At 61.2% G+C, this 13,681-nt stretch carries 10 protein-coding genes; 3 read left to right on the forward strand and 7 right to left on the reverse strand.

The features are described from left to right. Positions 1-3: 3 nt before the first annotated feature. Positions 4-591 carry an exopolysaccharide biosynthesis protein gene (locus tag Q0792_RS19950; protein ID WP_298845274.1) on the reverse strand — a complete coding sequence of 196 codons (588 nt, stop codon included), beginning with the start codon at positions 589-591 and terminating at the stop codon, positions 4-6. 637 nt (positions 592-1,228) lie between these two features. Here Q0792_RS19950 and Q0792_RS19955 point away from each other — a divergent pair. The 3 genes from Q0792_RS19955 (at position 1,229) to Q0792_RS19965 (ending at position 4,415) form a co-directional block, all read left to right on the forward strand. Next, on the forward strand, positions 1,229-2,131 hold the full coding sequence (locus tag Q0792_RS19955) for a PRC-barrel domain-containing protein (protein ID WP_298845276.1): 903 nt from the start codon (positions 1,229-1,231) through the stop codon (positions 2,129-2,131). Positions 2,132-2,707: 576 nt separating this feature from the next. Continuing rightward, on the forward strand, positions 2,708-3,109 hold the full coding sequence (locus tag Q0792_RS19960) for an STAS/SEC14 domain-containing protein (RefSeq protein WP_298845279.1): 402 nt from the start codon (positions 2,708-2,710) through the stop codon (positions 3,107-3,109). 82 nt (positions 3,110-3,191) lie between these two features. Beyond that, on the forward strand, positions 3,192-4,415 hold the full coding sequence (locus tag Q0792_RS19965; RefSeq protein WP_298845282.1) for a DUF2254 domain-containing protein: 1,224 nt from the start codon (positions 3,192-3,194) through the stop codon (positions 4,413-4,415). A 17-nt stretch (positions 4,416-4,432) separates the two neighbouring features. On the opposite strand, the gene Q0792_RS19970 is transcribed toward Q0792_RS19965, so the two are convergent. The 6 genes from Q0792_RS19970 to Q0792_RS19995 form a co-directional block, all read right to left on the reverse strand. Then, positions 4,433-4,951 carry a hypothetical protein gene (locus Q0792_RS19970; protein ID WP_298845284.1) on the reverse strand — a complete coding sequence of 173 codons (519 nt, stop codon included), beginning with the start codon at positions 4,949-4,951 and terminating at the stop codon, positions 4,433-4,435. A gap of 67 nt (positions 4,952-5,018) precedes the next feature. Then, positions 5,019-7,346, reverse strand: a complete 2,328-nt coding sequence (locus tag Q0792_RS19975; protein ID WP_298845288.1) for a hypothetical protein — start codon at positions 7,344-7,346, stop codon at positions 5,019-5,021. Beyond that, a complete protein-coding gene (locus tag Q0792_RS19980; protein WP_298845290.1) occupies positions 7,343-8,476 on the reverse strand; it encodes a patatin-like phospholipase family protein in 1,134 nt (377 codons plus the stop codon). The genes Q0792_RS19975 and Q0792_RS19980 overlap by 4 nt, the downstream gene beginning before the upstream one ends. Before the next feature lie 219 nt (positions 8,477-8,695). Then, positions 8,696-10,192: a type IV secretory system conjugative DNA transfer family protein gene (locus tag Q0792_RS19985; RefSeq protein WP_298845293.1), complete on the reverse strand. Its 1,497-nt coding sequence runs from the start codon at positions 10,190-10,192 to the stop codon at positions 8,696-8,698. Positions 10,193-10,195: 3 nt separating this feature from the next. After that, the gene (locus tag Q0792_RS19990) at positions 10,196-10,825 is read right to left on the reverse strand and encodes a hypothetical protein (RefSeq protein ID WP_298845296.1); all 630 of its coding nucleotides are present in this window, start codon (positions 10,823-10,825) and stop codon (positions 10,196-10,198) included. Further along, the gene (locus Q0792_RS19995; RefSeq protein WP_298845299.1) at positions 10,822-13,389 is read right to left on the reverse strand and encodes a hypothetical protein; all 2,568 of its coding nucleotides are present in this window, start codon (positions 13,387-13,389) and stop codon (positions 10,822-10,824) included. The genes Q0792_RS19990 and Q0792_RS19995 overlap by 4 nt, the downstream gene beginning before the upstream one ends. Positions 13,390-13,681 lie beyond the last annotated feature (292 nt).

Below are 13,681 nucleotides of genomic sequence, written 5' to 3' on the forward strand. Positions count from 1 at the left end.
CCGTCAGAGTACAAGCGACAGGCCCATCCCCAGCGAGAGCATCAGTGTCACCCCGAGTGCGGTCCAGAGCCCGTCGAGCGTGAGCATCGCAATGCTGAAAAACGCGATGGTGGCGGCAACGATCGAGGATGAGAACGGAATAAACTCCAGCAGGGGCATTATGGCGCCCCCACACAGCGCGTAGGCGTAGAAAACCTTGCGTGCCGGCCCGCGCGCGAGCCATTCCAGGCGGCGCGTGGTCCAGCCGTCGAGCAGGGCTGCGAAACGGCGCAGCAACGGGATGGCGTTCTGCAGCGGATGGTTGCTGACTTTGCGGCGCTTCAGAAAGCCGGGGAGCCAGAGAACACGCCGCCCGGTGAACGCCTGCACGGATATGAGAGCGATCGTCAGCCCGCAGATCGCGGAAAAGGTGGGGATGCCACTGAGCGGTGTCGACGCCAGGGCGGAGAAGACGAAAATGAGGGTGAGGTGCGATCTGCTGCCCAGCGTGTTTACCAGCTCGGAGAGCGATGTCTCGTCGCCGCAACGGCTGACGCCGTCGACGGCATCCACGGTTGCCCTGAGGGATGCGTTTTCCATTCTGACTGACATCGAACTGATCCTCTCTGCGGCGGCGGCGGTGGACGTATCACCCCAGAGGTAACACCCGCGCCCGCAGAATGTTCCGTCCGGCCCCGTCGGAACAGCGGTCGGTGCGGCAGGGTGTTCTGAGGGATTTGCGCAACCGGCAGCAGGTACAGGACGAGGCAGAACAGGTAGCTGCTGCCGGTTGCGGATCACGCCACGCCTGTGGTGTGAAGAGACGAAAGCCGGGGGGACAGTCTTTGTCTCCTGCAGCCCTAACGTGCCCGGGCGTAATTGGTTCCGGCAGATCAGAATTTTTTTCACGGGAGCATCGGACCGGTTGTACGCAACAATGTCCGGCGCTGTGCGCGGGGCAGGCCGGGTGCGCAGAAAATTTTTGCTGCGGGCGTGTCCGGCTGCGCCGGCGTTCATCTGGTGGTCTGATGTTTTTCGGGTGTAAGTATCTGATAGATAATGGTAAAGTATCCGGTTCTCTGACCCCGGTTATTCCCGGCGCTGGCCGCTCCGCTGATGCTGGGCCTCGGGAACCGATGTGAAAAAGTTCAGAAATTTTTGGGAACGAATTTCGCACATGGGGTGTTGTGGGGCCGAACGGCGATGACTGCCGTGAGCAAAAAAGGAGGATCACACAATGAGAAACTTCATGACAACAACCGCACTGGTTCTTGTGACTGCCCTGCCGGCCACAGCCGGAATGGACAGGGATGATCATACCTTCACAGGCTATGCGACTGCTGAAGCCGCTTCGGCTGAACTGCTGGCGTCTGATCTGATCGGCATGCGTGTCTACACGAGCGAAACCGATGTGGACGCAGGCGCGATGGCAGAAGCAGGCACCGACTGGAACGACATTGGTGAGGTCAGCGACGTGGTGATGACGCGTGATGGCGAAACCCGTTCGATCCTGCTGGACATCGGTGGTTTCCTCGGGATCGGCGAGAAAACTGTCGCTGTGAACATGGATGCGCTGAGCTTTGTCGCGGACAAGGATGACGCGGGTGATTACTTCCTCGTGTTCAATGCATCGCGCGAACAGCTGGAGAATGCAGAGCCCTTCAGCTTTGAGCGCGTCGGTGAGTGGACCCGCGAGACCTGGAATGAGGCAAGCGCAACGGCCGCAGAAGCAGCGGATACTGTCAGAACGACGGCGTCGGACGCCATGGACAAGGTCGGTGCAAAGGCCACAGCTGCCGGCGCGGCTGTGTCTGATGCGGCGTCTGATCTGACGGCCCGGACACCGGATGCAGGTGAGTACGAGGTCTATGAGCGTTCGGCGCTGACGGCCGAGATGCTGACCGGTGCGCCGGTCTATGACGCCCGCGACGAATGGATCGGTGAAGTGTCCGAAATCCTGATGGATGATCAGGGCGAGGTCACAAAGGCCGTGCTTGATGTGGGCGGTTTTCTGGGCATCGGCGAAAAGGCCGTAGCCAAGGAGATGGACGCCCTGAAGGTTGTCCGTGCCGACAGCGAAGGTGACCTGCGCGTCTATGTGGACGCCACAAAATCCGAACTTGAAGCCATGCCGGCCTACAGCGGCAGCTGATACGGGATAGTATGGTAACGAGTGAGCGCCCGGGGCCCTGTGCCCCGGGTGTTTTCTTATGTCTGGCGGCACGGGAACGCCGAGCAGGCTGCATGGGGAAGGTACACACGGGGCAGGGGGACATGGGGCAGGGGGCAGACACAGAAACGCCGGGCGTGTGCCCGGCGTTTTTCCTGTTGAACCATGCTGCCCGCAGGCGGCACCGCCTTTTTGTCCTTGGGAACGCCGGCCCCGCATCGCGGGCGGCTGAACCCGGGGCCGGATACCGGCCCGCCGTCAGGTGTTTTACGCCAGACCGACCAGCGAGAGGATGGCGATGACAACAACGACGAGACCGATCAGATAAATAATGCGATGCATTTCTGTTTCCTTTCATATTGGCGTTCCGGCTGCCTGCCGGGATTACCTGTTTAACCATCCGGCCCGCAGAATGTTCCGGACTGATCCCGGGTTGTCCGGATAATCCTGGTTCTGCAGTGGGAACAAAACGACGGCCCGGGGGGTTCTGCCGGTAACATCCAACCCCGCGGCGGCGCCGGTCATCCGGTCTGTCGCACAGCAAGGAGCAACAGACATATGATCCGCTTTTCCCATGGTGCCGTCGCACAGATCCCGACAACGTCTGAAACCGTTTATGCCTTTCGCATCGATGGCCATCTGGACGCAGATGCTGCAGAGGCGATGGCAGAGTATATGAATGATGCCTTTGACCGGCATGACAGTGTGAACATGCTGCTGGATCTGTCCGGATTTACCGGCAGTGACTGGGACAGCATGCTCGACGATGATGTGCTGGAGTCGCGCTTTCGGGCTCTGAGCAGCGTTGGCCGCTATGCGGTGGTCGGTGCGCCGGACAGGGCGTCGCGGATGATCGGCTTTATGAACCGTTTCATCCCGGTCGAGGCCAGGACCTTTGACGCAGACGACATCTCGTCTGCCTGGGCCTTTGTTGATCCGGAAAGCCGGTCGGCGGCCTGAGGCACGCTGCAGGGTGTGCTTGTGAATATGCAGTGCCCCGCGTTAGACTGACGGGGGCGCTGAAAACTGATCGGACCAATGCATGAGTAAGCGCGCACTGCTCGCGAAAATAATCCAGGATATCAGGGCCAGTTACTGGTTCCTGCCAACCATTCTTGTGCTGCTGGCCATCGTGCTGGTCCAGGTCACTCTGCGCATTGATTACAGTGCACAGCTGCTGCCCGATGAATGGCGCACCACCCAGGTGGCCGGCGCGCGGGCGGTGCTGTCGGTCATCGCGGCAGCGGTCATCGGCGTTGCCGGGGTGATGTTTTCGCTGACCATTGTTGCAGTGTCCTTTGCCTCGGGCAATTTCGGGCCCCGGCTGATCGGGAATTTCATGCAGGACCGGGGCAATCAGTGGAGCCTGGGCATACTGATTGCGACTTTTGTCTATGCGTTGCTGACACTGCGCGCGGTGCAGAGCCCGTTCGGATCGGAACCCTCCGAGGCCTTTGTGCCGCATTTTTCGATGCTGGTGGCCTTTGGTCTGACCGGTGTGTCGATTCTGACGATGATCTATTTCGTGCACCACATCCCCGAAATCATCAACGTGTCGAATATCTCGCATACCCTCGGTCGGCGGCTGCGCGACGCGATCACTGCGCTGATAGACGGCCAGCCAGAGGATGCCCCCGACAGCCAGGTCGAAGCGCCCGCAAACGCGCAGTCAGACGGGATCTGTCTTGCGGGCGACGGCTATATCCAGACCTGGAACCTTGGGCGTCTGACCCGGCTTGCCGGCGACAATGATCTGGTGGTCGAGGTCTGCCATGAGGCGGGGTCATTTGTGTCGCGGTTTACACCGGTGCTGCGCGTGCAGAGTGACGGGGGTATCGGTGATGATCTGCGCCAGGAACTGCGGGACTGTTTTGCCATCGGGCCGAAACCTACGGAAACACAGAACCTTCTGTTTGTGGCCCGGCAGCTGTCCGAGATGGTGGCGCGGGCGCTGTCGCCGGGCGTGAACGATCCCTTTACAGCGATCAACTGTCTGAACTGGATGTATGTGGGGCTGGGTGCGGCTGCCTGTCATGGTGAGGGGCTGAAGCATCGCCCGCGCGGCAGGGTGCTGTATCCGACGGTAACCTTTGACGACCTTCTTGAGGCGACCTTTGCAAACAGCCTGCCCTATATCCGGACTGACAGCCTGGTGATGAAACACCTCGAAAGACTGCTGGAGCGGCTCATCTCTGAGACCGGCAACGATGACGCGCGGGCATCGCTTGAGGCGTTCGCCTCTGAGGTTGCAGAAACGGGCGGATGAGCCGGACGCCGCCGCGGTTACACACCCGCGCGGCGTCTGAGGTTCCGGACCCGTGCCCGGACCGAGGCCGCGCTGTCCGATTCCATCTGATCCAGAAGAGATCTGATTTCCGGCGTGTTTCCGTACAATCCGACCAGGGCATCCAGCGCCCAGGCCCGCAGAAAGGGGCGCGGTGCATCCAGCCGTGCTCTGAGCCAGTGCCCGAGGGCCGGGACAAGCGCGGCAGGGATATCAATACAGCCGATGCTCTGACAGATATGCAGTTGCGCCTGCCATGCCGTAATGCGGGGCAGGACCTTTGTCAGGGTGCGCACGGATCGGGGCGAAAGGGTTCGACCCGCCTCAAGCTCTGCGCGGAGGATCCAGGTCGCACCGTCTGATATCGTGGTGTCCTGGTCAGGGGCGAGTGCGACGAGGGCGGTCAGAAAACCCGGCTGATCCCGGTGGCGGCGCGTAATCTCTGACAGCGTTGAGGTGTCCCGCCCGTCATATTCTGCCAGTTCTGTCCGCAGGTCTTCGGGCGTCACCATCATCATCCCTGTCTGTCCGGCTGCGGTGTGCAGTTTACACGACCGGGGCAGGATACCGGAAGCTTCCGGTCTGTCAGACGATGATCGGTGTCCTGCCCATATCGGTTTCCCAGACTCCGGCAGCCCGGACCGTCCATGCGGCCTGTCCGTTGCGGGTGTCGAACACCATATGGTCTGCCAGGTTCATCATCGCGTTCTGGATTTCGCCGATAACCTGCTGGTAGGCGGCGGCGTTCTGTTCAAGGTCGGCATCTGACATGCCCGGTGGACGCATGTCGATCTGCCGAACCGTATGGCCGCTGGCCGCGAGATCCAGCAGAGCGCGGGCATTGTCGTGCATGGCGGCAAGCACACGCTGCCTTTCGGGGTCTGCCGCACCTGCGGCTACACGGTCGGCTGCTATTCTGTCGACGGTTCTGGTCCCGGCGGCATTCATCAGAACCAGCCGGGCGGGTCGCCGGCAGCGGCTCTGCCAGGCCTCGGCCAGATGCAGCGCGGCAATTCTGTCAAACCCGGGAGCATTCGGCGTCAGGATTTCCAGCGTCTGTTCCTGCAGGGCAGGGGTGTCCTGTAACAGTGTCCCGAGAACCTGCTCCATGGCCTTTTTTGTCGCGGTGTTGTCAACGGTCAGCGGACCTATCACCCCGATACGCACCAGTTTGCGCCAGCAGGGTTTGTCCGGCTCTGCCTCGTGCCGTTCGATCCCGATGTTCAGGGCGGCCCGGACATTTGCCTCGTCTTTTTTCCTCTGCGCGGCGGCAAGGTTTTTCCACGAGACCAGCAGGGGATGTTTCTTCTTTTCGTTGTCGCGCACTCCGTTCCGGGCCTGGACAAATCCTTCGAGCCGCCGCTCGGCGTTCCAGCGGTCATGTTCTGTGCGGGACAGATCCTCTGTCAGGGCGTCATTGCCCAGGGTCGCATTCCCGGCGAGTGGTTCCAGCCGCAGCCCGGCGAGGCAGTCGTCCGGGGGCGGCTCAAAACCGGCGGCGTAAAAGAGTTCAACGGCCGACAGGGCAGCGCGGTAGCTCGCCCGCCGGGCAGATGTGTTCATGTTTTCCCATTTGTTCTCAGGCGTTTTTTCGACATCGGGCGCGTTGCGCCAGCGGTTGTGAATGCCGCTTGCCAGCTCCTGGTAGATGGCCTCCAGGCTCCTATCCTCGGTGTCGAGCGTCCTGCCGCCAAAGGGCACGACCCCGCCGGTCAGATCGCGGAAGCGGGCGGCGGCAACGGAACTCTGACTGTCGCTGCGCATGAAGACAGGGGCCTTGAGGCAGAGCTGCTCGACCTGCAGCTGTCGCAGGCGCATTGCGATGGCAACATTGCGTGCGTCATTGCCGGCCGCGACAACGACGGCGGTGATGGGCAGATCTGTTTCGATGCTGCGGATGGCGGTGGCTTTCTGATGTGAACAGCACTCCAGCGCGTTCATCTCAGCAAAGTCCAGCCGGAAGCCTTCATCGCCGAAATCCTCGTTTTCCAGATCAGGCCTTTCGCTGCGGATGCGCGCGCGTGCAGCATCGATGTCCCGGTCGACGATTGTCAGCCGCAGCGGCGCGAGGGCCTGGTGGTGACACCGCAGCGCCAGCTCTTCGGCCACCGCAAGGTTGATGCTGCCCATTCCAATGAGCACGATATGCACGCGCCGGTGCCCGCGCAGGAGTGCCAGAGAGGTGGGTGCCATGGAGGTGACCAGAGCCCTGGCAACGGTTTCCGAGCGGGAGATCAGCGTCGCCTGTTCAAACTCCGGCGACAGCAGATGCAGGTCCCGGGCGACCGAGTTGTCCTCTATCCGCAGCGACAGTCTGATCCCGCTGTTGCGCCCCTGCGTCCCTGCCAGCCAGGTCCGTGCGCGTTCGACGTTGGTCGCGGTATCGGGGTCTCCGAAAACAATCTGGGCCGGGGATCCCAGTGTTCTGCCGGTTGCGGTGTCACCGCTCATCTGATCCGGGATCAGAAGCACCCTGCCTGTGCGTTTCGGAACCGTCAGGTTTTCGAGCATTTCGCGGGTGTCGAACACGACCATAGCCTGATCGCTGCCGACCATATCCATCGCGTAGCGGGATGCGCCGATAAGGATTGCGTGGCCCTTCATCCGTCCCGCCTGCCAGCGCCGGATGCGCAGCTGCAGCACCGAAAAGACAACACTGGCGATGGCCGATAACGTGGTGAGCAGACCACTGAACCGCGCAACACTGATCCAGGGGTTGAGTTCGTGAGAGCCGGGCACGGCGATGTAGCTGTCGTCACCGGTAAAGGCCAGAAAGGAGTGATAGAGCGCGTCCCAGAAGGTGCCCCTGTCACCGGTGGCATAATACTGTGTCCACCCGATCAGCCCGCAGGTCAGTGTGACCACGGTACATAAGGCCAGAAAGATCAGGGTGATCCGCGAGGTTTCATTCATGGCAGGTCTTTCCTGAAGAAGCTGTCGAGCGACTGGTCAATCTCAGGCTTTGCCGTGATGAAGGCCCGGGTGAGGTCATAGAGTGGCGCAATTACCGCCGGGTCGTCAAACCTGTGGAACCGGCGCAGGTCGCGCGGCGGCACGGACAGTCCCGCAGCGCGCAGCGGCCCGTGGTCCAGCGGCAGGTCCAGCCGGAGGTGGGAGAAGGCGGGTTGGGGCGTCAGGTGCTCGTCAGCCAGCGTGCCGAGTTCTGAATTGATTTCCTCGGGCAGCTGCGCCTTTCCCAGCCATTGCATCATGGCCAGCGTATCGGTCTCTGCATCTCCGGCCATGCCGCGCAGCGCAAAATATGCAAGGCGCAGAGGGCCAAGACGCGCGGCGAGGTGCGGGGAGACGCGCTGTCTGAAACGGCCGGCACCGACGGACAGAACACCGAGCTGATCCGCGCCGGGTGCCCAGTTGAGGCCAAAGGCCCGGACCCTCGCAATCCGCAGGAGTGCCAGGCTGGGGTCATTATAGGGAGACAGGCCACCATCCACGAAAGTGCCCTGCTGGCCATCACCGATATCCAGTGTCTGCTGGTCAAAGAACGTTGGCGCGGCGGTCGCGGCCCGCAGGATGCGTGCGACGTCATAATGTCTGTTGCCGGTATAGGAGCCATCCGGCGGGTCATCGAAATAGGGCGCCGAAGGGATATTGTTCAGTACCCACGGGCTGCCTGTATCCAGCCGCTTGGTGACGATAGCCAGGTAGGTGCGAAAGCTCTGATCACCCAGGGTCACGTCTCCTATTGTGCTGCGGAACTCCTGTTCCAGCAGAGCACCGTCAAACAGCGGCGCCTGACCAATCATGCCGCGCCAGCGGCGTTTCGAGAAAAACGTGGCGGCACGGTCCAGATAGAACGCCCGGATGTCGGACAGTGGCAGCCCCAGTGCGATGGCAGTTGCAATCAGCGCCCCGGTCGATGTGCCGCCGACAAGATGAAAGACATCGCACAGCCGGGTTCCCTGGCCGAACCTGCGCTGGCAGGCGGCTTCTGCCGCTTCGAGAAAAGCCACTTCGACGATGCCGCGGACGCCGCCTCCTGACAGCGACAGAATACGTCTGGGAGAGGATTGCGACCGTGTCACGCTGTGCAGACGCCTCTCGTTTCACCGGGCCGGCGCGTATCTGCCTGTGACAGGCAGCGGCGGCGGGCAGGCACCGGTTGTTCTGCGTGGGTTATGATCATCTGTCTCACTCTGACGAAAGACTACTGAGCCTGTGGTCCGGCCGGAAGTGAATTCTGCCGGATTGCGGTGCCGGAGACTGCGCCGGGATTTCAGTCGCCGGCGCTGTCTGCTGCAGCATCAGTCCGACAGTTCCCGTGTGACACGTTCGAAGATGTGACTGTCCAGGGCATTTGGTTTCAGCCGTGCCCGGGCGGGCGGCGAACTGTCTGCGATGCTGCCGGTCTCGCGCAGATAGGTGCGCGACATGCGGGGCGGCGGCAGCGGGTCCTGGTCGGGATCAAAAAACGGATTTGGGTCGAACTGTCCGGCAAACACCGGATCGGTCAGATAATTGGGGAGGCGTGCGACAACGGCCTCGTCCCCCGCGATCTGCAACAGCATTTCGCCCTGTTCCATTTCCAGAAACTGCCGTCCGGAGATAAAGCCCACAAGGCCGGCCATATCCTCGGCCGCGCCCAGGTTGTTGGCCCCGAATGCCTGAAACACCCGGCTGTTGTTGACCATGGTCTGCCAGTCCAGCGGATAGAGTGTTTTGAGCTGGCTGACGTCCTGCCAGAAACTCCATGTCTGCAGCCCGTACCCCCGCAGAAGCGTGATCGCTGTGCGCAGCTGTTCAAGCGTGCCGAGCTGGGCGGCCTCGTCGAGGATAAAGAGAGTGGAAGTGGACGGTTTGCTGCGCCGGCGCAGGATCAGCTGGATCAGCGAGCCGATCCACAGCCGCAGCACCCGCCCGTGGCTCTGAAGCATGTGCGGCGGCATCACAATATAGATCGACGTCGGCCCGCCGGTGACAATCTCGTCAATGTCGAAGGTTGTGCGCTCCAGACAGTGCTGGATCAGCGGCCCGCGCACAAAGTCGATGCCTTCCTGGGCGAAGGCGATGATTCCGCCCAGAGTTTCCGAAGCGCCGATGGACAGCGCTCCCTCGATCAGGCGCACTTCGGGGTGGCGGGAGTTTTTCAGCCGTTTTGCCACCAGTTTCTGGTTGGCCGTCAGTTCGTGCACGACCCGGCGGACTTCACTGAGGGTCTGCTTTTCCTTTGGCAGGTCAGTGACCACATGCAGCACAATACCCAGCAGCAGCTGCTGGGCGCGGGACACCCAGAACTGGTTCTTGGCGCTGTCGATGCTGTTGGGCAGAAGCGCCATCACCAGAGCGGCCGCCTCGTCGACACTTTCGGGTCTTTCGGGGCGGATGAGGTCCAGCGGGTTAAAGCCGCCCGGGTCCTCTCTGGTGATACCCATCGGGTCCAGCACGACAACATTTTCCCCGCGTTCCCGGCGCGCACGGGCGGTAACGGCGGCATTCTCGCCCTTGGGGTCGACAACGATGACAGGCCCCTGGTGCCGCAGAAGAGCCGGAATGATGCATCCGACACCTTTGCCTGCGCCGGTTGACGCAACGGTTATCAGGTGGCCCTCGTCCTCCATAAGGATCGGATCGATGAACCCGTCTGCCGGTGTCACGGCCGGATCGCCGAAACTGAACCCGACGGGCGAACGGGCGTGTTCCGTTTCCATCGACCAGCCGACGATCAGACCATCATCCGGCAGGTTTGGCGGGTATTTCAGGGCGGCGGTATCGGGGGGGAAGGGTATGGAACGCATGGGCATGGTTCAGGTCTCCTGTCGCAGGCGGCGGATGGCGCCATCGAATATCAGCGCCGGATTACGCGCGACGTCCTCGCGGAGCGGGGTGTCCGCTTCCATGCTGATATGACCATCGTCCGCGATGCGGAACTGAGCTTCGAAAAGGGTCGAGCCATACAGAACACTGGCTGTCCACAGATTGCTTTCCGTATCCAGTGCCGGCTGTCCGACAGGCAGGTCAATGTCCTCTGCCAGCTGATCCGGTGTCGTGATGATCTCGAACGGGCCTTCCTCGCCATGGACGAAAAAGCAGAAAAACTTCAGATAGGCGCGCTGAACCTCCGGGTCTTCAAGACCAGGTCCGACGTCGGCGTTCAGCCCGTGAATGACCGAGGAATCCCCGTTGAGTTTGCGGAAACCATCGCGACCGTAAAGACAGCAGACCCATTCCACAGGTTCTGCCGGAGCTTCGGTTCTGATGTCGCACAGGATGTGATCGGGATAAAACGCCAGCCGGCAGGTTCTCATATTCGTCACCTGCCGTGATCGCCGGATGATCTGAAAATCGAAAAGCCGTTCTGTGAGCAATGCCGTTGTTTCCGGCGTCAGTTCACGCCAGCCATCATCCGGCACCGGGGAGATCGGGTGTTCTGTCACGGTTGTTTCCTCTGTTCGACGCGCGCTGTGCTGTTTCTGTCGCCGGTGACATCCTGATGGGTAACAATGACCTGAACCGGCCCGATGCCATTGCGTGTCTGTGCGGCGGCCTTTACGGCTTTTCTGAACTCTTTTTTGAAGCCGAAATCTGTCCATATTTCCGGCGATTCCGCCTGAACGATCATGCACAGAGATGTAGGCTTTTTCATCCATGCCCTGATCCTGTTGACGGCCTCACGGAGCGCCAGCCGTTTTTCGTCTTCCCATGCTATGACCTGCGGGATCCTGATCGTCAGCCGGTAGATTTCACCTGTCAGTTCGGGCAGATCGAAAAGATCGCAGGGCGGATGGTCGCGCTGTGGCCTGGCCTGAGCGTCGCTGTCCGTTTCGCACAGCGCCGTCAGAATGCCGCGGACCGCAGCGGCGTCCAGCCTGCGCAGGTTTGTCTCATCCAGCAGCCGCCGGTTGTCACCTTCGAGCTTTTTGCTTTTGTTGTACCGGTCGACCCGGAGCTTTTCCGCCCGTGCGGCATCAAAAAGGTCGCGGTAGGGTCTGAAATCCGGATGAAGCCGCAGCGCGTTGCTGCGCTCATTTTCCCTGGCCGCCGACCAGCCGCGCAAAGCCCGCTCGACCATCCAGCGCCGGTGTTCTGCCTCGGACACCTGGCCCAGACGTGTGTCCGGACCAAGCTCTGACAGTGCCTCTCCGGTAAAAATCCCGGAAACATATTCGTTCTGGAGACGTGGCAGAGCACCGGCGTACCGCCCCGGCCAGTCAAATCCCAGTTCCCACAGTCTCAGCGCGGCATGATGGGCAGAAGACAGATTGGACAGACGGCCCTCATCACTCAGAAACGCCCAGTCGCTTTTGTACTTCTGTCTTTCCAGATCGAAAGCCCGGGCAAAGGCGGCATGCTGCGCGGGGTCGGCGAGGCCCGCGTCCTCACCCCAGGGAGGTGGCCCGTATTTCTGCATCAGATCCTTCAGGCCCGACTTTTCGAGGTTCTCGCGGGTAGTGACCTGGTATTCAGCGTGAATCCTGCGGGCCAGTGCCGGCAGTCTGTCATCAAAGAAACTCAGGGAGGGAACGACGTCCTGCATCCCACCGAAGGGCGCAACCAGATGTACCGGATCATCCTGTCCGATCAGTGTGCCGCCCGGCGCGCGCACATTGCCCTGCCACTGTCGCGGGTAGACCGGGCAGGGCGCGCGTTTGCCTGACAGCATTTCGCGTTCGAGCTGCATGGCGAGCGCCATGTTGGTGGCATCATCCGTACAACAGATGACCCAGGCGGTGACGGCCACATCCCTTTGCCAGACGTCCTCAGCCGCCTCATCGGGCGGGTTGTCCCGGTCGTCTGGCCAATGTCTGGTACAGACCTCTTCCGCGCGGGCGCTCAGAAACACGAGTTCCGGGCGGTCCTGTTCGGGGATTGTGGTATCAAAGATATGTGGCATCGCCGAGCGGAACCGCTCGCGGCAGCCATCCCTGTCCCTGTCAATAACGGTGATCAGTGGACGGCCGAGCCGGCTGCAGCACCCGTGCATCATCGCTTCGCGGGCGATCGCCATGCCAAGATCACCCCCGCCGACAACCACAACATGCAGTCTTGGTTTTTCCCCTGGTGCAGCGTCCGCCAGCGCGGCGCGTTCGGCCAGCCATGTGCGTGCAAAAAACTGCTTTGCCGTTTCCTCACGGATTGCAAAGCCGGTGAACTGTCGTTCCCGTTCCAGGCCTGCTTCGCGCGTCATCTGAAGCTGATGATGCATTTCGGTACTGGTAAAATGCGCGAATACCATCTCTTCCGGGGCGGCAAGGCGGAAAAAACCGAGCATCCAGGCGGCTGCCTTTGACAGGCTGCCTGCATCCTTCTGCGCCGTATTTTCGAGGGTTCGGATGACCTTTGTACGCATTTTCCGTGTTCTGTTGCGGGCATGAACCCCGGCGATCCTGCTGCCGACCTGTTGCGCCAGTTCGAGGGTCAGGCTGTCGTCACCGCAGGCGATGACCACCTTTTTCGCGCGGTGAATGAGCAGCCCCCGGAAAGCCTGTTCGTCGCGGGCATCCCGTTCGACAAGAATGATCCGGTACTTTGCTGCGAAACTTTCCGCGGCCTGGTCAAAGGTCCGTGCCAGGATTGTCAGCGGCCTGCCGTCGGCGGCAAGGTCGCGGGCAATCTCTTCGTTCAGCGCGCCATGGCCGATCAGGATGTGCCGGTTCTGTGCCCGGAACGTGGCCTGTGACCAGATCTTCAGCCGGTTCCAGGGATGTGCAAACAGCAGCCGCACGACCGCCAGAGCCAGCAGGAAAGCTGCCAGAATCCGTGCAAAACCCAGGGCACCGTTCGGGGGATCGCAGGCGTTGTCGTATGCAAGCGCAAAGAACTGAACGGATTTGTAGAATGCATCGCCCAGCCGTAAGCCGGTGTCGCAGTTCAGATAGCCCCAGGTTCCGGTGACGACGACAACCACAGCGCCGATCGGGCCAAAGAAGCGGAAGAAAAAGTTGGTGGCCCTTCGGACCGCAATGCCCCAGCGGTCGCTCGTCGGTAAATACCTGTGCATTAAATCACTGTCTGTAATATCTGTTCTGGCCCCGGCAAACCCCCGGAGCGGTGACCCTGTTGTGCAGTGAACAACAACTATTCTTTTTCGCCCAGCTTTTTCTGACAGGACTGGCCGGAGGTGCCCGAATGTCTGCGGCCAGTGTGGGCATGCGCATTCACGGTCCGGGCAATCAGGCTGGTGATTGCGGGGAATGACCAGCCTGCAACAGCAATTTTATTTACATAATCCCTATTATTGGTTCAGGTTGTGCCGCTGCAAAGCCGGTCAGAGCCTGTCCCGGCCGCGTTAT

It is taken from the genome of uncultured Roseobacter sp., from assembly GCF_947495025.1.
Lineage (GTDB): Bacteria > Pseudomonadota > Alphaproteobacteria > Rhodobacterales > Rhodobacteraceae > Roseobacter.